Source organism: Paenibacillus sp. NRS-1781, from assembly GCF_050467745.1.
Classification (GTDB): domain Bacteria; phylum Bacillota; class Bacilli; order Paenibacillales; family Paenibacillaceae; genus Paenibacillus; species Paenibacillus terrae_A.
In genome coordinates this window covers 118,752-138,601 of the sequence record NZ_JBITPI010000005.1, presented here as the reverse complement: position 1 = coordinate 138,601, position 19,850 = coordinate 118,752, and the positions used below count along the sequence as shown (strand labels likewise).

The following is a 19,850-nucleotide window of genomic DNA, read 5'->3' as shown; positions in this document are numbered from 1 at the left end:
CCCGGCACGGTGAGCATCTCTCCTTTTATGATCTTAGTGTAAGAGGTTATTTCTATTATGAGGATGAATAAATTCAGAAAAAATGTCCGATTTATAGAAAAAAGACCCCGTGTGGGGTCTTAAAAATTTTCTCTAACTGTAACATTGGTTGTTTGAGTGTCAGAGCTTTTAGTGATAATCAGTAAGTATTTAATATTTTTTTCTCTACTGATATTACCTTGTTGCTCTCGACTTCAGTTATTTCCCATCCCTCACCTTTGAGTTTTTCTTGATATGAAGCACTAAAATTTTCAAAGGACTGAGGAATTTTATAGTTCTTTAAATCTCTAGCAGATTTTTCATCAATTTCGATGGCAGTGCTGGGAACAGGTAAATTGTTAAGTTCCTGAACATTTTCATATTCAGCGCTAACCTCCTTGGTCGAACTGTCTGTTACATTTGAGCATGATGCAAGGATTATTAATAATACTAAACAAATCAAGCGCATAAAACACCTCAGTCATTTGGGCTTCTTTTTGCAGTACTCATTTTCCACGCATAAACCTTGTAGCCATTTGAATACCAAGTAGATAGGGGAGCGTCTTTTCTATCTGTTGTATGCTGAGTCAAAAAGAAACGGCCATTCGTAAACTCAGTTATAATAGCTGTATGATCGATGTCACCATCATTATTGAAGTCAGCATTTACTGGGTCTCCCATTGACATATCATTTGTAATAGATGCTAATTTAGCTCTATACTTCCAGTGATTATAGAAATTATGTGCACCCCCCCAGCTATGAGATGGTTTAAAGGGGACGCCATTTCTAAAGTACCAAGCATCATCACCAGTTAAATATAAACCATCCCATTCCAGTATACCACCAGCGTATAATGCCTGTGAAACAAAGTTGGTGCAATCATTCCAACATGCTCTACTTACAGAACAACCAAAATAATCGGCGTAGTACTTAGAGTAAGTTGGATTACGGTCATCCCACCATTGGTGTTTGCTAAATCCTTTAATGCATCCAGTTGATCAATCTCATCCAAGCGATCAATAAAAGGCTGAAACTCAATAGCTGCTTGATAGTTTTGCTCTTGGTTATCTCCCTGTCTTGCCATAAATAAACGATACTGACATAAAGCTAGTCGTTCCGAGTGTTGACTTTTCTCACTTAAAGCCACACCTTCATAAAGGATAGCCGCAATTGCATATTTGCCATCTTTGAAAAATTCCTCCGCAAGATCAAACAAACATGAGGAATACATCAATTTGTCCAATAGCAGACCGATTACCTGCTGGATGCATCCCTGCTTGTCCAACTCTGCACAACGGTACAAGAAAGGTTTAATTCTGCGCCAATTTAGAGCGATTTGCGCCAAATATTCTTCAATATATTGCTCGTAAAAATATCCTTTAATGTATCCCATGGCTGTCGTAATTCGGTCTAATTGTTCAACGGATAGCGCACGATTGCCATTTACCATGGTACTGATCGAGCCTGCATTTAAACCTGTTATCTTACTTAATTGGTTAATGTTTAGATCATTGTGTTTCATGAAATTTAACAGTTCTGTGCGAATCGTGGTTGTATGGTTCACAATAAACAACCCCTTTAACGTTAACGTTTGTTATGTAGTCAGTCAGATACCGACTCATCGGAACATTACATGTTACAATCTAATGTTAAAATAAAGGGTCCTTTTGACACAGAGTATACCATCTTTTGGGATATATATGTATACTTTTCAATCAATTACTTTATCTAAGAGATACTATGTAAAAAAGGTTGACCAACGGCCAACCTCATCACTGGAGCACTAAATAAAAGGTATTCGATTATTTCTTTTTAACTGTAATTGTTTCTTTTTCTCCATTCCATTGGATCAGGACTGTGTAACAAAAGAATTTTCCTCATCGAAACATTCCTTATATGTCTACTCAGCCCAGTATAATATGCAAAAAGACCGTTAATAGTAACGGTCCATGTCAATTATTCAGTACTTTCTTTGGCATTCGGTATGTACTCCAGAAGATCACCGGTAGTAACACCTAATCCGCGACACAATGCACCGAGTGTATCGTAATCTATACGTTTGGTGGCATTGCCAGCAAGCGAGGTAATTGTGTTTCGACTCACGCCTGTTAACTCCACTACATCTTTGTTTTGTAATCCACGTTCTCTCATCATTTCTCCAAGGCGACAACGTATATTCAAAGGTTCCATAGAAATCCATCCAAAAAAATAAGCACTACATGTTGACTTACTCTGTTTTTTTCGTTTCCATAAGCTCATACCGCAGACGCTGTCCAGATCGTTCAGAGTTGCTTGAGTAATACGTATGCAAGCAACTCCGGATCGCTAATCATGACGTCATGGGCCGCGTCTATTTCAATATAGCGCCAGCCTGAGTCACTCCGCACGCGCGACATTGATCGCTCAAGCAGGTCTCCAGGTGCCTGAGCACAACGTATATAGGATTTTCGTTGAATATCGAACGGGATTTCAAAACGCGTTCGCTCGAAATATGTATTCACTGGTTGCGGCGTCAACTGAGCGTCAACCCATGGCTGATCCGGCTCTCCGACCCCGAACAGGGTTGATGGAAGTGGAGGAATGTTCCAGCTTTCATCTGCGGCTGCCTGTGCCCCATATTCCTCCATGAATGCTGGAGCATGGTCCAGCAGCATCTCACCATCGTCCGGCAGAAAAGCATCGAGCAGCACAAGATGTGAGACGACATCGGGAAGCTGGAGCGCAGCGGCACTCGCAGGAAACCCGCCGTAGCTGTGGCCGACCAAAGTGACATCATCAAGATTCGCAGCCCGAATATGATCCACAATGTCATTGATATGTGTCGTTAGATTCACATCTCGCGAGCGTGCGGGTGCCCGTTCGGCAAGCCCAGTCAGCGTCGGCGCTGCGACAAAATGGCCTTCGGCTTCGAGCAGCGGAACCACACGCTCCCAGCACCATCCACCATGCCATGCGCCATGAACCAGCACGAAAGATGTCATCATCGAACCTCCTTATCTCTTGCAATATACTTATCTCGCAAAGGGGTCATCATTTTTATCGGAATTCCAGATGTATTCAATTTGATTAGCCATCTGTTGAGCTTTTTCAAGACCAAAGTGGTCGGAAACAAAGCCTAAGGACATATCTATTCCAGCGGATACACCCGATGAAGTATAGAACTTTCCATCTACTACCCATCTTGCCTTTGGAATCCACTCAACCTCTGTGTCGATGGATTTCACCCAATCAAAGGCTAATTTATTGGATGTGGCGCGCCTGTTTTTTAACAAGCCTGTTTTGGCAAGCAGCGCAGAACCTGTACAGACGGTTATACAAAAACAGGACTGTTCCGCAATCTCTTTGACCTGTTTCATAAATTGATCGTCATGGATTAAACTTCTTGTCCCCTGTCCGCCCGGGATCATGAATATGCCATCGTGCTTTGCTTGTGCAATAGGTTCTGTAACAATCTTGGTTTTTTGCCGACTCTCAATAATTCCCCCGTTCATAGAGAAATATTTTAAGTCATACTCTTCAGGCAGGCGGCCAAAAATCTCAACGGGTCCGAATACATCCAGTGTTTCAAAATCATCGAACAAGCATATGTTAAAGTCCATACGACTCACCTCCCTCAAAGATTAATCATACTATACACCCTGTTTCCTGGATTAAACAATATAAAAAGCGCCTTTTCAAAGGCAAAGCCGTCTTCAGAAAATTCTGAAGGGCTTTTTTTCCCAGCGATGAGTTAGGTGTTATTTGCGAAGAAAAGGAGGGGCGTGATTAAGAGGAAAGTGTGCAAATTCAACGATTAGCCTCGTCTTTTTCACGTGCTGATTAGAAATTTCATTTTTAACAGAAAATTCATTTTATGATCATGATTTTCAGAAAAATCGAGAAATTAACAGAAAACATTAGAATGGCCTATCTATTTTGGAGTATATGGCTTTATAAACATCTGTATACAAATATATGTAAATATTTGAACATTGAGCAAAATCTGCATTGGGACTATGATGAAACTGGTTTTAATTTCCAATGGAAGAAGGAAGGCGATCGAACCGTCACACTCACCGTCTTAGGCACCATGATATGCCCGCATGTAAATGTATCTTGCAGTCGCTGTACTTCGTAAGGTAAGAGCGGAAATTACGAATGGAATTGCAGTAGTCATGGATGTATTGTGTCTTGAACACAGCGAAAGGAATGTGAATTTTTATGAAAAAAGTGGCTTTAGTAAGCCCGTTGAGAACAGCGGTCGGTTCTTTTAACAAAACCCTTGCGCCCCTAAGCGCTCCTGAATTGGGAGCAACCGTGATGACAGCATGCCTTCAGCAAAGTAAATTAGAGCCTGCTTTGATTGATCAAATTTATTTGGGAAATGTTCTTCAGGCGGGCAATGGCCAAAATCCTGCTAGACAGGCGGCACTAAAAGCCGATATCCCCATTGATGTACCCGAATCAACGATAAACACGGTTTGTGGTTCAGGACTTCATGCCGTTGCTTTAGCCTACGATTCCATATTAGCGGAACAAAGCAACATCGTCTTGGCTGGAGGCATGGAGAGCATGTCGAACGCCCCTTATCTGCTAAGGAATGCAAGAAACGGCTACAAGCTTGGCAACGGTGAATTGGTAGACTCCCTGGTGGCCGACGGCCTAACGTGCCCGATCAACAATTACCATATGGGAATTACCGCTGAAAATGTTGCCGAGAAATATGGAATTTCAAGACTTGAGCAGGATGAGTTCGCCTATGAAAGCCAATTAAAGGCTTTAGAAGCAAAAAACAACAAGGTTTTTGAAGAGCAGATTGTTCCTGTCATGATCAAAACCAAAAAAGAAACTATTTATTTCACGGAGGATGAACACATAAGAGGTAATACAACGAAAGAAAAGCTTTCTCAATTAAAAACTGCGTTTAAGGAGAACGGAACGGTTACCGCCGGAAATTCTTCGGGGATCAATGATGGCGCGGCAGCTATGCTTGTAGTGTCTGAAGACAAATGTAAGGAACATGCGTTAAAGCCGTTGGCATATATCAAGGGTTATTCACTTGTTGGCGTTGACCCTGCATATATGGGAATGGGACCGGTAAAAGCCATTTCGTCACTTCTTAAGCAACAGGGAATATCCATCAATGACATTGATCTTTTTGAAATTAATGAAGCGTTCGCCTCACAAGCATTAGCGGTATTGAAAGAGCTTGGGGTCAGTCCGGAGAAGGTGAATGTCAATGGCGGCGCGATCGCGATCGGACATCCTGTCGGAGCAAGCGGTGCCAGGATATTAGTAACGTTGGTTCATGAAATGGTGCGAAGATCCTCACGTTATGGCATAGCCTCGTTATGCATCGGAACCGGAATGGGAATAGCGATGCTGGTTGAAAATGCACTCATTTAAAATACGTGTTCAAAAGATGACTTTTGAGACTACCTCTCAAAAGGAAGGGAGATCGCTATGAATCAAAAAGATGTACTTTCACTCCAATCCATGCCTGCGGCCAGTGCCAGTTATGGACGCCCGCCATGCCGCTTCATCAACCGGGAATTTTTTATCATTACCTATGAATCCGATCCCGCTGCGATTAGACAAGCGGTTCCAGAACCTCTTCAGCCGGATGGAAGCAATACTGTTTCCTATGAATGGATCAAGATGCCCGATTCATCCGGTTTAGGAAGCTATGAGGAAAGCGGTATTGTCATTCCGTGTACTTTTCAAGGAGAACCCTGTAATTTTGTTGCCCAAATGTATTTGGATAACGCGCCTGCGATTCTTGGGGGACGTGAAATCTGGGGATTTCCGAAAAAATGGGCGAAGCCTCGCCTGAGCGTTGAGGATACAGAGACGCTGACGGGTACATTGCATTATAATAACGTCCTGGTGGCCATGGGAACCATCCCTTTCAAATATAATATTCTTGATGAACAGGAAACGGCTAAAGCCATTGCAAAAACACAAGTTAATTTAAAATTAATTCCTGATGTTGATGGTACCCCCAAAATTGCTCAGTTAGTGGCGTATAATCTCGAAGCCATCACTGTAAAAGGAGCCTGGTCAGGGCCTGCCAGATTAAGCCTGATCCCTCATGTCAATGCTCCTGTGGCAGATTTGCCGGTTAAAGCTTATGTTGGCGGAAAACATTTTATTGCCGATTTAACGCTTCCATATGGAAGAGTCCTCTACGATTATCTCCAATAAAGTTTACTTTCCTAAAAATATATATATAAGGAGAAGGAACCATGAATAACAAAGTAATTTCCGCTGAAGAAGCAGTTAAGAAGGTCAAAGACGGAGACACCGTGATGGTCGGAGGTTTTCTGGCAGGAGGCTTTCCAGAGGATCTGGTGCGTGCGCTTGTCGACACAAATTCCGCCAGTAATCTCACGATTATTTCCAATGACACAGGCACGCCGGAATTATCTATCTATAACCTTGTAAAAAGCGGCAGAGTAAAGCGGATTTTTGCATCCTATATCGGCTCTAATCCGGAAACGGGAAGGCTCCTTATGACGAAAGAAGCAGAGGTTCAGCTCTTCCCGCAAGGAACGCTCGCGGAAAAAATACGCGCAGGGGGAGCCGGTTTGGGCGGTGTTTTAACACCTGTAGGTGTAGGCACCATGGTAGAGGAAGGAAAACAGAAAATAGAAATTGACGAAAGGGAATATTTGCTCGAACTGCCGCTCAAAGCGGATGTGGCGCTAATCAGAGCCCATCAGGCTGATGAAGAGGGGAATCTTGTCATTAACGGCTCTTCACGCAACTTCAATTTGGTTATGGCTACAGCAGCAGAGTATGTAGTTGCTCAGACAGACGAATACGTAAAGGCGGGGGAAATTGACCCCAATCATGTCAACGTTCCCGGAATATTTGTCGACGCAATTGTAAAGGTGGGTGGACACGCATGAATAACAGAGAATTAATTGTTCGAAGAATAGCCCAGGAATTCAAGGATGGCGAAGTTGTCAACCTTGGTGTTGGAATGCCTACAATGGTGGTGGACTATATCCCCGAAAACATTCATATTATGCTGCAGGCGGAGAACGGAATCCTCGGTGTAGGTCCCAAAGCGGCTCAGGGAAAAGAAAGACTCGATTGTATCGATTCAGGCGGAAACTACGTTACATCTGTGGAAGGAGCTTGCTTTTTTGACAGTGCGCTTTCATTTTCCATCATCCGCGGAGGACATGTGGATATCACGGTTTTGGGCGCCCTGGAGGTCGATGAGAAAGGCAATCTTGCAAGCTGGATGATCCCGGGGAAAAAAGTACCCGGGATGGGAGGAGCCATGGATTTGGTGGTCGGAGCCAAGAGAGTGATTATAGCCATGGAGCATGTGAACAAAAATGGGGCGCCGAAAATACTCAAACAATGCAAGCTGCCCCTGACCGCTGTAAATGTTGTAAAGACCATAGTAACCGAAAAGGCTGTCATCGATGTTATTCCGGGTAGAGGGCTGATGCTAAAGGAAATTGCTCCGGGTTTGTCGGTAGAAGATGTTCAAATGGTGACAGAGGCTAAGCTGATGGTTTCACCACATTTGAAGGCCATTGCAGTATAAACATTTTTACAAGTAGGGTTCGCTAATTGCTCAATGAGCCATTGCGAGCCTTTTTTTGTAGATACCCCGTGTCAGCCCATCGTTAACCCTCTGTCCATCTCTTATTGCTCTTCCAGACGATCCACACGGACGGTTTGAGTATTACCCGGGTTGCTGCCCACCTGTACGGTAGCCATACCGTTTGCTTCATCCACATGCTCGATCCAGATTGGTCTACCCTCTAATTGCACGGCAATGTTTTCGGATGAATTGTAAATCGCTTTTGCTCGTTCCACGTTCATACTGATCCCCTCCTGATGATTTGTTTTGTGTACATGTGTTCAGTAATATAGGTTCACCTAGTCCTCATCTACGATCCGTTCGACGTCCAATGAAGGGATGCTATGAGAAGGCGAGGTTGAAACCACTGCCTCCAAATTCACATGACCCACAGCTACAGGAAAAGGCGGCTGGATTCCATGAGAAAGGGCAAACTCGGGCGGCAATGCATCCTGTTCGCCTCCGGCGGGTCCCCGAAAGGCGATATGGCTTTGACCCACGCGATGCCTGATTTGCCGAGGATATGATTTTCCGGGCATAAATTGTACCTCCTTTTGAATCGGATATCCCTTACTATGCACCACAAAAGCTGTAACCATGCGCAAGCGGATTTTTCGTGAGCTTAAACATAAAACAGCCCCAGCTTCTCACGAAGACCGGGGCTATCTATGGTTCCATTCCCATAAATGAGTTATTATTTTTATGCTTTAGCTGCCCAAATTTCAATTTCAATTTTTATTTCTGGCAATCCTAGAGCAGTAAGGTAGCCAATAGTCATTGCTGGATAATCATTCCCGAATAACTTTTCCCATTGGGCATACATGTAATCCCAATCTATCTGCTCCGTTGCCCATACATTTACTTTTATAATATTGTCAGCGGTTAATTGTTCGGCGTCCAAAACTGATTTAATGTTATTAAAAGTATTACTGATTTGTAGGTTAAGGCTTTCTGGGAATTGGCCATTCTGATCTACTCCAATTTGACCTGAAGTTACGAATAGCTCTGAATTTCTGGGAATTTTAGTTATATGTGTGTAATTCCCTACTGGTTTCGGCATACCTGCCGGGTTTTTTCTAGTTATTTTTTCATGTTTCATTGAATCGACCTCGTCACTTTAAAATTTTTCTACCGTTTCTCCTAACCATTTTTAGGCAGACTCCACCCATAAAAATGATTCTAGAAAAAAACAGCAGTAGAGTATCCATATCCAAAAGATATAAAGTTTAATGATCTTTTCTTCATGATATGAACACTCCTTCCTTATAAAATGGCAAGATTATTTATTATCCCTTATCTTAATATAACAAATGTAACTTAACAACCTCAAATCATGGTGGCTTGCTCTTTTCTTTACACCTCATACATTCCTTTCTCCGAAGCATACTAAGTGAAAAATGGATATGCTCACAGCCGAGCGTTGAAATCGAGAGATACAACATGCGGATTAAAGAAAAGGAGGACTGGCGGAATGCATACGGTCTGGAAAGGCGCGATCAGCTTTGGGCTGGTTCATGTGCCCGTTAAGATGTTTTCGGCTACAGAGGATAAGGATATTTCCATGCGTTATATTCACAAGGAATGCGGAAGTCCGCTCAGTTATGTACGAAAGTGTCCCGTTTGTGACAAGGAGGTCGAATGGGAGGAAATTGGAAAAGGCTATGAATACGAAAAAGGGAAGTTTGTCATGTTCGATAAGGAGGAACTGGAGCAAATCAGCGGACAAGCGGATAAAAATATCGTTATTTTGGATTTTGTGGACTTGCAGGAGATTGATCCGATTTATTTTCAAAAAACGTATTATTTGTCCCCGGATCAGGCAGGCTCCAATGCTTACAAGCTTCTTATGAATGCGATGAAGGATACCGGAAAAATTGGCATTGCTCAAATCTCGATCCGATCCAAAAGCAGTCTGGCGGCTATTCGTGTGCTGGATGAATGCTTGGCGGTGGAGACGATGTTTTACCCGGATGAAATTCGCCCAGTGTCCCAGGTTCCTAATCTGCCGGGGCAGGAGGAAGTTAAAGAGAAGGAACTGACCATGGCAAAAATGCTCATTGAGCAGCTATCTACACCTTTTGATGCAGCAAAATATACGGACCAGTACCGCGAGCGGCTGCTGGATCTCATTCAGCATAAAGTGGCTGGAGAAGAGATCCGAATCGCCCCGTCGCAGCCGCAGACCAATGTCGTGGACCTGATGGCTGCACTTCAGGCCAGCATCGAGGCAGTGAAGCCTGTCGTTACTGATCCCGGCCCTGACGTAAAAAAACGCCCTGCGCGTAAAACAGCAGCCACAACAACACAACAAGCAGTGGCAGGAGATGTCGTTTCCCCAACCCCAATCAAAAAGAAAAGAAGCACGGCCAAACGCAAGGAAACCTGAGACTGTGCCCATTCCATATCCAGTAGGGAGCTAAGCATGGTCAACAGAACAGGCAGCTATGGGGTGGAGATCACACTGCTTTGGTATGACAGCAGTTGACTGAACGCCCCACGCTCCTCCTGCACCAATTGACGGTAATTCCCCTGCTGTATAATCTCGCCCTGCTCCATAACGACAATCTGATCGGCATGACGGATGGTCGACAGTCGATGGGCAATGACGATCAGCGTCATTTGGCCTTTCATCCGCTCCAGCGCCGCCTGAATATCGGCTTCATGCTCTCCATCCAGCGCACTTGTTGCCTCATCCAGAATGAGAACCGGAGGGCGATGCAGGACAGCCCTTGCCAACACTAGCCGCTGACGTTCCCCTCCTGACAAACGAATGCCGCGATCCCCGATTACCGTGTCCAGCCCTTTGGGCAATCTGGCAACAAACCCGTCTGCGGCTGCAAAATGTAACGCTTCCCATAACTGCTGCTCACTCGCATCCGCATCCGCCAGCTTTAAATTTTCACGGACGGTGGCATGGAATAAAAAAGGGTCCTGTGACACATAGCCAAACGATTGCCGCCACTGTGGCAACAGCTCGTCGTCCAGTACATGTCCGTCTATTTTAATCTGGCCCTGAGTTGATCGTAAAAATCCCATCAGAACGTCAACCATTGTACTTTTGCCTGCGCCCGATTTCCCCACAATAGCCGTCATTCCCCGAGCAGGGATAAACAGATTTATTTGGTGTAATGCAAGCGCTGCTGTACCCTCATACCGATAATCCAGACCACTGCATTCAATGCCCGTACGTAGATACAAGGGTTGGCGTACAGATGCTGATACAGCTTCATGGGTTGCCGATAAATCGCTTGAAACGCGAGTCTCAAAGGTTGTAAGTGCCGTTAGCGACGGATCTGAGAAAGCTTCGCATTCCTGCTGTACCTTGGTCACACTTTCAAAGGCAGACAGCATGGACATGATATATTCCAGACTCGCTTGAATAAGGGCGAACCTTGGCCATAAGCGGGAAAATATAAGGATGAGCACAATCAGCTTTTCAGGAGAGACATGTAGCCATTGCAGTGACACAAACATGATGCAAGCAACAAATACGGCAGCCGCTGTGCGATGAAAAAATTGTGTGGTTGCATTTTGCCGGACAAACTGGGTTGTATTGTCCTCCATCCGTTGGGTCAAGGAGCGAAACCAGTCTATATTCGCGGCTTCCAGCAGATTGCTTTTAATATCCTTCATCCCGTTCATATGGTCGGTAATTCCGGCAAAATAAACCTGCGAAAGCTCGGTGGTACGGTCGCCCAGTTGTTTAGCGTTTTGAATGGATCTGCGAAACACGACAAACAGCCCCAATCCGCACAGAAACACCAGTCCGGTTAAAGAAGGAGACAGCCAAAAAGCCAGTGCAATCTGGATCAGCGTAAAAATAACGGCTGTGGTCAGCTGGAGAAGCAGGTTGGTTCCCTGACTGACACGCGCCAGCTCGGTTGTCATCACATGGCTGAAATCAGACTTCCGCTGACGCAAATAAAAAGTCCATTGGGCCTTCATAAAAGAGGTATATACCTCTATTCGAAGGGAACGCATGAACCGTTGCTGAATCCGCGAATTCAGAATGGACTGGTAACGCTGAAGCAGAGCCTGCCCTATGAGCAGCAACGCAAAAAGCAGCAGCATTCCCGGCAACAGCCAGCTTTTAGGGATGTTTAACAAGAAATGATCCCATCCGCCTGACAGGATGGCCATCCCTGCATGACCGCCAAATATGCCGATAGCCGCCAGCATGGGAACAAGCATGTAAATACCCAGCCCCTCCAGTACGCTGACGATGATCATACATCCAATATTGAGAAATAACGCACCGCCGTTCACGGCGTACAGCTTAGTCATATACAATCGCAGGTGGTACATAATGCACGCTCCTTATCAGGTCAGTGCTTTGAGAATCGCCGTTTTAGCCAGAAAAATGGACGTAGAGGGATGTACAGAAAATGAAGCTGGCGAGGCAGCGGTAAAACCGCCGGATCGCCCGTAGAAGGAAGCAAGCGGCTGATCAGGTACATCAATCGATGGCTCGGCCCCTTTAGGGAGAGCAAATAGGATCGACTGGTTGGCTGGTGGGTAGCTGGTTCGGCTACCGGGTACGCCGTGGGTACGCTGGCCTGAATGAAGTCCAGCGCGCTCAGCGCGAGCCTGTGCGCCAGCCGTGTAGCCGCTACCTGACGCAGCGGCTCCGGTATCGAGGTGCCCAGCAGCGCAGCGGCGAGCGCCCAAGCCTGCCCGCCCGCAGGCAGGCCCCCATATCGGCGCATCATCGGCAGAAGCGCCTCCCAATCGACGGCGCGTACCGCAAGCCTGTCGATGTCCACCAGCCAGCGCAGCCTGAACCAGCCGTGACGCGCCCCGTGTGCGCTAAGGTACAGAAACTGGTGCTCGCTGCCAAGCGTGTACACACAGGGTACTCCTGTGGCTGTGTCTTCACCGATTTGCCTGTGTTTCCACAGGTCCTCAAAAGAAGGTTCTCCGCCTGCATCCGGGTGGAGCCGCCAATGCAGCTCTATCTCTACCCGCTTATGCGGATGAAGAAAGGATGCATGATGGTCCTTCCATTTCCAACTGCCCAGGACACGCGCTTCTCCGCTTTTGGGTACATACCCGGCTTCCTGCATCCATTGCTCCGCCTGATCCATGTCGTCCGGGGCAATGAGTAAATCTACGTCCTTGGAGGTACGCAGGGAAACATCCCCGTACAATTGCTGCGCCAAGGCAGGACCCTTGAGCATAAGTACACGGATGCCTTGACTCATGAGTAGCCCGGTCACCCGCCCAGCTTCCGCTTGCAGGTGCAGCATACGTAAGGTGTTGCGGTGATATTGCGCTTGGAGGTTGCGCAGCAATTCAGCGGGGATGGCCGGATGATGTATTCTTTTCAGCTGGAGATATACCGCAGGTACCACCCGATGGTGTTCTGCCAGCCGCAGCAAGCGGGCCCAATCCAATCCATACAGATCAGCAGCAATGACTGTATCCAGCCTTGGCGTGGCGTCTTTTCGCAGTAAAAAGAGCAGCAGCGTTAATTCCTGATCCTCATTCCAGCGGTCAGGCTTCAGAACAGTATAGGTGGACTTGCTTTCAGCAATCTTCGTATTTGGGTCCGTCACAGCACGCCTGCCGAAGGTGCCCACCACGGTAAACGCCCCCATCTCCCGTTCGCCCGTAACATAAATCGATCCGCTCCGCACCCAGGCATGTGCCGCCAAACGTCCCGCAGCATTCTTGGCTGTGCCAAGATACAGTGTGCAGTCCAGCTTTCTGCGACCCAGTAATGTCATTGCGGCAGCAGCCTGCACAAGACAGCTACTGCGCCAAGGGGTATACCGGCTTGCCAGCTCCACCGCATGTGAAATATGCCGAACGGCTTGCTTCTGCCGGGCATCACACTCCCAAGAGGTTTCTTCCATCCGTATTCCCCAGCCGCGTGCATAATCTTCAAACGGACGATGCTGGTGAAGACGTGCCCAGCCCAGTTGCAGCCAGGCTTCCGGCAGGAGTCTCCTGACCTCCGGGGATAGACGACGAAGGCGTTGAAGCCACATTTTAAACCGTCTCCCGCAAAAGCTTGAGCAGTCCTTCCCGCTCCAGTTCGGCCACAAAGGTATGTACCTGCTGTCTGCACCGTTCCTCATCCACTTCATATTCATCCGTCAGAGTAGCCACGATCTCCCCGAGTGAAGGGCAGGATTCCACCAGCTCCCAGATTCGTCCTCCCGTGAAGCCGAGATTATAATATTTTCCTGTGTTGATGCTCATCATGACCTTTTCCCCGTCCATGTCACTGACATAGACTTCCTCACCGTGAATGACACGGTCATGATCCTTCATCGAATGAGTAGCTGCCATAGCTGTTTTCCTCCTTACGAATGATATCAAGTACCTGGTCTACAACCTCGGACGCGGTAAAAGCCGAGCTATCCCTCAGTAGTCGCCAGCCCTCCACCTGCCGGGCCATCCGGGCTGCCGTTCCAAAATGCCATTCACCCAGACTCATTCGCGGAATGATCACCCTGCGATATGTATGAAGCAATAACGTATGCAAGCACTCCAGCATGTTCAAAGGTTGCTCCGTAACCGCCGCCAACTCCCCTTGACGTTGGAACTCGCGATTTGGAGACTCTACCACCAACTCGAATATACCTCCTAAGGGAAGCGGTGTGTTGTGGAAGTAGTCCACTCTCGGCACGGCATATTTATTCAGCTCACCTGTAAGCTTACGCAAGTGTCCATATTGGAGCATCGCAGGATTGCCGTCCATTAAAACAAGCCCGTGATTGCTTTTGTGTGCATGCCTATTACCCTGTAAAGCCTCCAGTTGGAGCAAGCTTTCCAGACCCAATTTTTGCTGCGGGTAAGCCGGATAAACTATGGTTTCGGAAGCCGTAGCTTGCATAGCAATAACATCATCACTGACCATCCTATAGCCTGCCTGCGTAAAAGCAGCAGCCAGCGTCGATTTACCTGCTCCGGATTCGCCCACGAAAGCATAGGCCCTGCCTCCGATCACTATCGCACTCCCGTGAATAGGCAGTATCCGTCTCTGCATCAGAAGGACACCCATACATGTGCCCAGCACATACAACCGCACCGTGTCCGGATCAGCGCCAGAGTAAGAACATACTTCAATTTCCCTGCCTCCCCTGACGGCGTAAATGGCTGTGTCCGGTATATGGAACATAAAGCATTCATCCTGCATCACAAAATTAGTCTGCTCCAGCTGATCGCTCCATGCCGTCAAATCAGCCTGACGAATGACCACATCCTCCACCGCTCCCGGCGCTGCGGGTATCAATTCAGGCAGGTACAGCTCGCTGGCAAGCTTGAGTCCAAAGGCTGTATACATCGTCAGGTTAACATGGGTACTCCTGTCATGCACGATAGGACTCACTCCCTCTGCCCTTTAAAAATCCCGTCTTTATTTCTTCGAGCGAAGCCTCCAAGCCCCAAGAAATAAAGACGGCTGTGTATTGAATAATTACCATTTTCTAGCTTGGATTATACAGATCGGCATCGTGGTCAGATACCCAGTCAATCTGTTTCCAGCCCTTACCTGCCATCGTCTGGTTAATATCCAGCACCTCTATGGTTGGCTCTTGCCATTCTTTTTTACTCATGTCATCACCTCCCCTCCAACGAGCGACGTATCTGTCTGACCGGATAGGCTGGATCAGTTAAATCTGCGTATAAAACGATACACAATCAGACTGTGCATTAGCAGCCGTAGGCTGGGATCAGACGCCTGCTCCGGTCGCGGTTGACGAAACTTCGCCATGGCCGTTTTAATGACATCAATATTCAGAAATTCGGCGGCATGTAAATCATGGCACAGCAGCTGAAGCTCCCCCATAAACGTCTCCCAGCAGGGGAGCATACGGTGCAGCCAATCCGCAGGCTGTACACCGCGTACACGCTGGTTCAACCGGACATCATCGGGCAAATAATCCAGCATGGCTCCGCGAATGAGAGCGCGATCCCGACCCTTTTGTACGTATTGCTCAAAGGGCACCGACAGGCAAAAGCGGATCACCCGACTGTCTCCGGTCGGATCACGTTCCCACAGTCCGTAACGCAGCGACAGTTTGGTCGCAACCAAACCATTTTTGTTCGCAATCGCCAAGTTCGTGAACTTCTCTTTTCTCGCCTGATCTGCATTCTTCATCCACCCGGTTCCACTCAAAGTCGGAATGTCCTCTACATTCATCCGTTTGGCAAACTCCGGGTGAATGAGGGAAGGAACCGGACTCCGATTACCGCCGCGTAACCAGGAACGAGAATCGAGCGAGGTCGCTTTTTTCAGCATCACGGGTAATAAATGCGATACTCGCCTTCCGGTTAGCTTGCTGTACTGCCACAATCCCTGAAAGGATTGCAGCCAGTGCATACGACGAAGCTGACGGGCATAATAGTCCAGCGCAGGCCCCCACGAAATGGTAAAATTCCCTCGCGCTCCGGTTAGCAGCACACCCACATTTTGTTCCTGTGCTTTTTCATAAAAGCCTCTGATCCAGAACGAGTTTTCAAAGTATTTATAGGGAGCTTCCATCAATTCCAGCCAGATATCAATTTCTGAAAATGGGCTTTTCCCTTCAAAATCCAGGTAATTTTCGTGAATATTGCCCACATATCGAGCCGTGGATTGGATATAAGCCCGTTCATTTGCCAGCAGTGTCGATGGTGTCCAATCCGTAAAATCCTGAACGGGCACATAGCTGTACGCATGAAGAGGCTTTTGCTGCAAACGCAGCGACGGTGCGGCAAAGCTGGCAACCGCACCGGAATCCAGACCGCCACTCAAGGCCGCTCCCACGCCACGATGCGTGCGCAATCTGGCATTCACCGCCTGTGAGAATACCTCGCGAAAAGCCTCCACGTACTCGCCGCCGGTTTTGAGCCGCAACGGCTCCACATCATCCAAAGAAGCATATTTATGGATGATTGACTTTCCCTCCTCCATGGTGAACCAATGGGCGGGCGGGAGCTGGTTTATATGCTTGTAGCCAGTCGTCCCAATATCGACGGATTCCTGCATGGCGCGGATCGACAGAAATTCCGCCAGCCACGGCTCATGCAATTCTTTTCGCAGGGAAGACAGCGTCAGAAGAGGGGCTACTACTGTACTGAATGCAAACCCTCGGTCATGTTGGTATGTATACAGCGTGCGGCTTCCTGCCATATCACGAGCGCCATATAATCTGTGCCGCCCGGCATCCCAAATGACAAAGGCAAAATCGCCTATCAGATAGCGGGCCGCGTCGAGCGCCCATTTGTCGTATGCCAGCAAAATCAACTCGCTGTCCGTGATGTCTTGCCGCCGTTCCTGTCCCACCCCCAGCCGTTCAAACAGCTCGGTACGATTGTCAATAATCGCATCCGCCGTGATTGCCAAATTCCGTTCCTCGTCATAGAAAGGGAGACGCTCATGGACGGATTCCGGTGTCACATGCTGCGCGTGGCAGCCCAAGAATATGGCCCCCTCACACCAGGCGCAAACGCGGTCGGCGGGATATTTTCGCAGAGCTTGCATCATTTTACCGCCTTCTTCGGTGCATACGGGCTCATGTCCGAAGCTGTATATTCCGGCAATCGCACTCACGTTTTCCCCCCTTTTTCTTTTTCCATACCCGATAACGCTACGGATGCCCAGCGACCCAGCTGACGGGCAAAGGGAATACGAGATCGGAGCCGTCTATCATTTACAACCTGTACAGCATCATTCTGTCGAGAATCTTGAAGTACAGGAAGCTGTCCTACTTTTATTATAAATCCCCTGTTATCCGAATCCTGCTTTTCCAGCATCCTGTAAGCGTCCTTCCACTCAAAGTGATTCCAGTTCCCTCATAGGGATGTGCTTGCGACTGGGGAAGATCATACAGGCTGAACAGAAACCACATTTCCTGCGTGGCGAACAGGCGGGTGTGGCTTTGCAAAATGGTAGTCACTAGCGAGCTTCCACTTCGGGGGACACTAAGCAGGAAAACCAGTCCCTCGCCTTGCTTATCAATCAAGGAAACTCCTCCCCTATCTCTGCTCAATACATTTAATAGATACATTACGTATTTTATTATAAATTTATGATACATATTGTATCTTGTCAATCCCTAAGACGGATAATTTCTGCACATGACGCTCATGTTAATCCATAACTACATCTACAGGTGCACCATTCCGTCTACTCCGTTTCCAAGTGCATTTTTTCGAGTTCAGCTTATAAGAGGTTAAAAGAAGGAGCGTAACACTATGGGACAAGCTGTTAAAGGCATCATTACCATCGAAGGTCTGGAAATTCCTATCACCAATCCGGATAAACCGCTGTGGCCCGAAGCTGGTATCACCAAAGCGCTGTATCTTCGCAAGCTTGCGGTGCTGGCCCCATTTCTGCTCAAATATAGCCACAACCGTTTGCTGACCGTCATCCGTTGGCCGCACGGCATTCACGGGGATTTTTTTTACCAGAAAAATGCCCCGCAGCCTCGGCCGGACTACATCGAAACCTTCCAGCATGACGGCATTGAATATATGGTGCTTGGTGCGCTACCGCAACTGCTATGGCTCGGCAATCAGGCGGCGCTGGAGTTTCACCCATCCCTGCATCAAGCGGGCAGCACGCTACCGTGTGAATGGATGATTGACCTTGATCCTTCTAGAGAAGTGGACCCACGCATTATGGAGGCGGCATCCATCGTCGGTGAAGTGCTGTCTTCGCTTGGTTTGGAATCTGTACCCAAAACGTCCGGGGCCACGGGTGTACAAATTATCGTCCCGATCCGCACAGGCATCACCTTCGACGAGCTTCGCAGCATCGGTCTGCTGGTGGGAAAGTTCGTGACCGAAAAGCACCCTCACCTGTTCACACTGGAACGGTTAAAAAAGGATCGGGGAACCGCTATCTATTTTGATTATTTGCAGCATTATCAAGGAAAAACCCTGGCCGCTCCCTATACCCCGCGGGCACGCCCCGGCGCTACGGTATCCACCCCACTGACATGGAACGAGGTACGAGAAGATGTATCACCGCTTAACTATCATTTGCTGAATATTGAGGAACGGCTAAATCAGATGGGCGACTTGATCGCCATGGTCCCTCCACAGCCCATTGAGGATGTTCTCAAGCATATGCGCGCCAAATAAAAAAGGGGACGAACTCCACAGCCGTAAAATCGGCCGAGGAATCGTCCCCTTGCGCTAGTGTATTCCTTTTTTCTTAAAGCGTCCGCCCTTCACATCATGAATGTTACCAATTGCCACAAAGGCTTGCGGGTCCCAATCCTCAACGATGTTCTTCAGCTTCGCTTCTTCCAGACGGGTGATGACGACGAAAATGACCTTCTTGCTTTCGCCTGTAAAGCCGCCCTCACCTTCCAGATAGGTTACGCCCCGTCCAAGACGGTCCGTCAGGGCATCCCCGATGTCGCGGTATTTTTCACTAATAATCCAGACCGATTTGGACTGATCCAGACCTTCGATGGTAATATCAATCATTTTCATCGCAATATAATAAGCAATCATGGAATACAGGGCATTCGGCCAACCGAATACAAAGCCTGCGCTGCCCAGAATGAAGATGTTAACAAAAAGTACGATCTCACCGACCGAAAAAGGAGTTTTTTCACTGACGAGAATAGCTACGATCTCTGTTCCATCCAGCGAGCCGCCGGACCGGATGACGAGACCTACCCCAACGCCGAGAATGACACCGCCAAAGATCGCGCCGAGCAGCGGTTCGCCAGGGGTCAACGCATTCACACTGTGAAGTAACGTGGTTCCGATGGACATCACGATAATGCCGAATAATGTGGATAAAGCGAAGGTTTTACCGATTTGCTTGTAACCGATAACCAAAAAGGGAAGGTTCAACAGGGTCAGGAAAATGCCGAGCGGGTAGCCAGTAATCTTGGAGGCCATAATGGAAATACCTGTGACCCCACCGTCGATAACGCCGTTAGGAACCAGGAATATTTCGAGGCCCACTGCCATAAGCGCCGCACCGAAAATAATCATGGCCGCACGCTGAAACAGGCGTTTTGCTTTGTTTTTAGGATTGGCTGGAATTTTGCTGATCTTGGTCAACTCTCCGGTCACATCTGTGATCTCAGACAGATTGTGGACTTCCTTGCTTACTACACTCATATATAAATCCCCCCGGTACAGTATGGTATTATTGGACCGAAAAAGGGGCTGCGATCCGCAGTCCCTTCTTCTTTACCGCGCTTGTGTTATATGAATACTATACCATAAAACTGTGATTTTGCGCAAAAAAGTTAGCAAAAAGCACATAAATCTCAATAAAGCGGGATTATATTG

General features: G+C 47.6%; 23 protein-coding genes and 1 pseudogene. 6 read left to right on the top strand and 18 right to left on the bottom strand.

Going from position 1 to position 19,850, the window contains the following annotated elements; genetic code table 11:
* Positions 1-178: 178 nt before the first annotated feature.
* From ACIFO6_RS01705 to ACIFO6_RS01680, 6 genes are all read right to left on the bottom strand, one after another.
* On the bottom strand, positions 179-487 hold the full coding sequence (locus tag ACIFO6_RS01705) for a hypothetical protein (protein ID WP_430037380.1): 309 nt from the start codon (positions 485-487) through the stop codon (positions 179-181).
* 8 nt (positions 488-495) lie between these two features.
* Positions 496-1,005, bottom strand: a complete 510-nt coding sequence (locus ACIFO6_RS01700; protein WP_430037416.1) for an amidase domain-containing protein — start codon at positions 1,003-1,005, stop codon at positions 496-498.
* Positions 918-1,583 (bottom strand): helix-turn-helix domain-containing protein, encoded by a 666-nt coding sequence (locus tag ACIFO6_RS01695; RefSeq protein ID WP_430037376.1) that lies wholly within the window; start codon positions 1,581-1,583, stop codon positions 918-920. Before ACIFO6_RS01695 ends, ACIFO6_RS01700 begins: the two co-directional genes overlap by 88 nt.
* A 392-nt stretch (positions 1,584-1,975) precedes the next feature.
* Positions 1,976-2,209, bottom strand: coding sequence for a helix-turn-helix domain-containing protein (locus tag ACIFO6_RS01690; protein WP_430037373.1), 234 nt, complete (start codon positions 2,207-2,209; stop codon positions 1,976-1,978).
* Between the two features lie 92 nt (positions 2,210-2,301).
* The gene (locus tag ACIFO6_RS01685) at positions 2,302-3,000 is read right to left on the bottom strand and encodes an alpha/beta fold hydrolase (protein ID WP_430037370.1); all 699 of its coding nucleotides are present in this window, start codon (positions 2,998-3,000) and stop codon (positions 2,302-2,304) included.
* A gap of 30 nt (positions 3,001-3,030) precedes the next feature.
* Entirely contained in the window at positions 3,031-3,618 is a 588-nt protein-coding gene (locus tag ACIFO6_RS01680) for a DJ-1/PfpI family protein (RefSeq protein ID WP_430037367.1), read from the bottom strand.
* Between the two features lie 601 nt (positions 3,619-4,219).
* Between ACIFO6_RS01680 and ACIFO6_RS01675 the strand changes: the two genes are divergently transcribed.
* The 4 genes from ACIFO6_RS01675 to ACIFO6_RS01660 are packed head-to-tail and all read left to right on the top strand — an operon-like array spanning position 4,220 to position 7,562.
* Entirely contained in the window at positions 4,220-5,404 is a 1,185-nt protein-coding gene (locus ACIFO6_RS01675) for an acetyl-CoA C-acetyltransferase (RefSeq protein ID WP_430037364.1), read from the top strand.
* A gap of 57 nt (positions 5,405-5,461) precedes the next feature.
* Entirely contained in the window at positions 5,462-6,202 is a 741-nt protein-coding gene (locus tag ACIFO6_RS01670; RefSeq protein WP_430037361.1) for an acetoacetate decarboxylase, read from the top strand.
* Between the two features lie 41 nt (positions 6,203-6,243).
* On the top strand, positions 6,244-6,909 hold the full coding sequence (locus ACIFO6_RS01665; protein WP_430037359.1) for a CoA transferase subunit A: 666 nt from the start codon (positions 6,244-6,246) through the stop codon (positions 6,907-6,909).
* The gene (locus ACIFO6_RS01660) at positions 6,906-7,562 is read left to right on the top strand and encodes a 3-oxoacid CoA-transferase subunit B (RefSeq protein ID WP_430037356.1); all 657 of its coding nucleotides are present in this window, start codon (positions 6,906-6,908) and stop codon (positions 7,560-7,562) included. Before ACIFO6_RS01665 ends, ACIFO6_RS01660 begins: the two co-directional genes overlap by 4 nt.
* Positions 7,563-7,663: 101 nt before the next feature.
* Here the strand turns inward: ACIFO6_RS01660 and ACIFO6_RS01655 are convergent, their stop codons facing one another.
* The 3 genes from ACIFO6_RS01655 to ACIFO6_RS01645 form a co-directional block, all read right to left on the bottom strand.
* Positions 7,664-7,843, bottom strand: a complete 180-nt coding sequence (locus ACIFO6_RS01655) for an H-type small acid-soluble spore protein (RefSeq protein ID WP_430037353.1) — start codon at positions 7,841-7,843, stop codon at positions 7,664-7,666.
* 57 nt (positions 7,844-7,900) lie between these two features.
* Complete coding sequence (locus ACIFO6_RS01650; protein ID WP_430037351.1) at positions 7,901-8,140, bottom strand: hypothetical protein; 240 nt, start codon at positions 8,138-8,140, stop codon at positions 7,901-7,903.
* Positions 8,141-8,301: 161 nt separating this feature from the next.
* A complete protein-coding gene (locus ACIFO6_RS01645; RefSeq protein ID WP_430037349.1) occupies positions 8,302-8,700 on the bottom strand; it encodes a RidA family protein in 399 nt (132 codons plus the stop codon).
* Positions 8,701-9,072: 372 nt separating this feature from the next.
* Between ACIFO6_RS01645 and ACIFO6_RS01640 the strand changes: the two genes are divergently transcribed.
* Positions 9,073-9,987 (top strand): Ku protein, encoded by a 915-nt coding sequence (locus ACIFO6_RS01640; RefSeq protein ID WP_430037347.1) that lies wholly within the window; start codon positions 9,073-9,075, stop codon positions 9,985-9,987.
* Positions 9,988-10,043: 56 nt separating this feature from the next.
* Here ACIFO6_RS01640 and ACIFO6_RS01635 read toward each other — a convergent pair whose 3' ends face one another.
* The 8 genes and pseudogenes from ACIFO6_RS01635 to ACIFO6_RS01600 all read right to left on the bottom strand — a co-directional run bounded on the left by ACIFO6_RS01635 (position 10,044) and on the right by ACIFO6_RS01600 (position 17,554).
* Complete coding sequence (locus ACIFO6_RS01635) at positions 10,044-11,906, bottom strand: ABC transporter ATP-binding protein (protein ID WP_430037345.1); 1,863 nt, start codon at positions 11,904-11,906, stop codon at positions 10,044-10,046.
* 20 nt (positions 11,907-11,926) lie between these two features.
* Complete coding sequence (locus ACIFO6_RS01630; protein ID WP_430037414.1) at positions 11,927-13,156, bottom strand: nucleotidyltransferase domain-containing protein; 1,230 nt, start codon at positions 13,154-13,156, stop codon at positions 11,927-11,929.
* Positions 13,130-13,591: pseudogene (locus ACIFO6_RS01625) on the bottom strand (lasso peptide biosynthesis B2 protein); the annotation flags it as partial. The pseudogene ACIFO6_RS01625 and the gene ACIFO6_RS01630, both read right to left, overlap by 27 nt.
* A 1-nt stretch (position 13,592) precedes the next feature.
* On the bottom strand, positions 13,593-13,895 hold the full coding sequence (locus ACIFO6_RS01620; RefSeq protein WP_430037342.1) for a lasso peptide biosynthesis PqqD family chaperone: 303 nt from the start codon (positions 13,893-13,895) through the stop codon (positions 13,593-13,595).
* Positions 13,864-14,925: a serine kinase gene (locus ACIFO6_RS01615; protein WP_430037340.1), complete on the bottom strand. Its 1,062-nt coding sequence runs from the start codon at positions 14,923-14,925 to the stop codon at positions 13,864-13,866. Before ACIFO6_RS01615 ends, ACIFO6_RS01620 begins: the two co-directional genes overlap by 32 nt.
* A gap of 109 nt (positions 14,926-15,034) precedes the next feature.
* Complete coding sequence (locus ACIFO6_RS01610; RefSeq protein ID WP_013369856.1) at positions 15,035-15,163, bottom strand: paeninodin family lasso peptide; 129 nt, start codon at positions 15,161-15,163, stop codon at positions 15,035-15,037.
* A 53-nt stretch (positions 15,164-15,216) separates the two neighbouring features.
* Positions 15,217-17,142 carry an asparagine synthase-related protein gene (locus ACIFO6_RS01605; RefSeq protein ID WP_430037338.1) on the bottom strand — a complete coding sequence of 642 codons (1,926 nt, stop codon included), beginning with the start codon at positions 17,140-17,142 and terminating at the stop codon, positions 15,217-15,219.
* A 163-nt stretch (positions 17,143-17,305) separates the two neighbouring features.
* Positions 17,306-17,554 (bottom strand): sulfotransferase, encoded by a 249-nt coding sequence (locus tag ACIFO6_RS01600; RefSeq protein ID WP_430037336.1) that lies wholly within the window; start codon positions 17,552-17,554, stop codon positions 17,306-17,308.
* Between the two features lie 232 nt (positions 17,555-17,786).
* Here ACIFO6_RS01600 and ligD point away from each other — a divergent pair, with 232 nt between their 5' ends.
* Positions 17,787-18,677 (top strand): non-homologous end-joining DNA ligase, encoded by an 891-nt coding sequence (gene ligD, locus ACIFO6_RS01595; protein ID WP_430037334.1) that lies wholly within the window; start codon positions 17,787-17,789, stop codon positions 18,675-18,677.
* A 54-nt stretch (positions 18,678-18,731) separates the two neighbouring features.
* Here the strand turns inward: ligD and ACIFO6_RS01590 are convergent, their stop codons facing one another.
* Entirely contained in the window at positions 18,732-19,676 is a 945-nt protein-coding gene (locus tag ACIFO6_RS01590) for a YitT family protein (protein ID WP_430037332.1), read from the bottom strand.
* Positions 19,677-19,850 lie beyond the last annotated feature (174 nt).

Coding starts and splice junctions, on each gene's coding strand:
- ligD (WP_430037334.1), top strand. CDS start 17,787: ATGGGACAAGCTGTTAAAGGCATCATTACCATCGAAGGTCTGGAAATT.
- ACIFO6_RS01675 (WP_430037364.1), top strand. CDS start 4,220: ATGAAAAAAGTGGCTTTAGTAAGCCCGTTGAGAACAGCGGTCGGTTCT.
- ACIFO6_RS01640 (WP_430037347.1), top strand. CDS start 9,073: ATGCATACGGTCTGGAAAGGCGCGATCAGCTTTGGGCTGGTTCATGTG.
- ACIFO6_RS01665 (WP_430037359.1), top strand. CDS start 6,244: ATGAATAACAAAGTAATTTCCGCTGAAGAAGCAGTTAAGAAGGTCAAA.
- ACIFO6_RS01620 (WP_430037342.1), bottom strand. CDS start 13,895: ATGGCAGCTACTCATTCGATGAAGGATCATGACCGTGTCATTCACGGT.
- ACIFO6_RS01590 (WP_430037332.1), bottom strand. CDS start 19,676: ATGAGTGTAGTAAGCAAGGAAGTCCACAATCTGTCTGAGATCACAGAT.
- ACIFO6_RS01645 (WP_430037349.1), bottom strand. CDS start 8,700: ATGAAACATGAAAAAATAACTAGAAAAAACCCGGCAGGTATGCCGAAA.
- ACIFO6_RS01635 (WP_430037345.1), bottom strand. CDS start 11,906: ATGTACCACCTGCGATTGTATATGACTAAGCTGTACGCCGTGAACGGC.
- ACIFO6_RS01680 (WP_430037367.1), bottom strand. CDS start 3,618: ATGGACTTTAACATATGCTTGTTCGATGATTTTGAAACACTGGATGTA.
- ACIFO6_RS01610 (WP_013369856.1), bottom strand. CDS start 15,163: ATGAGTAAAAAAGAATGGCAAGAGCCAACCATAGAGGTGCTGGATATT.
- ACIFO6_RS01650 (WP_430037351.1), bottom strand. CDS start 8,140: ATGCCCGGAAAATCATATCCTCGGCAAATCAGGCATCGCGTGGGTCAA.
- ACIFO6_RS01690 (WP_430037373.1), bottom strand. CDS start 2,209: ATGGAACCTTTGAATATACGTTGTCGCCTTGGAGAAATGATGAGAGAA.
- ACIFO6_RS01685 (WP_430037370.1), bottom strand. CDS start 3,000: ATGACATCTTTCGTGCTGGTTCATGGCGCATGGCATGGTGGATGGTGC.
- ACIFO6_RS01660 (WP_430037356.1), top strand. CDS start 6,906: ATGAATAACAGAGAATTAATTGTTCGAAGAATAGCCCAGGAATTCAAG.
- ACIFO6_RS01705 (WP_430037380.1), bottom strand. CDS start 487: ATGCGCTTGATTTGTTTAGTATTATTAATAATCCTTGCATCATGCTCA.
- ACIFO6_RS01670 (WP_430037361.1), top strand. CDS start 5,462: ATGAATCAAAAAGATGTACTTTCACTCCAATCCATGCCTGCGGCCAGT.
- ACIFO6_RS01655 (WP_430037353.1), bottom strand. CDS start 7,843: ATGAACGTGGAACGAGCAAAAGCGATTTACAATTCATCCGAAAACATT.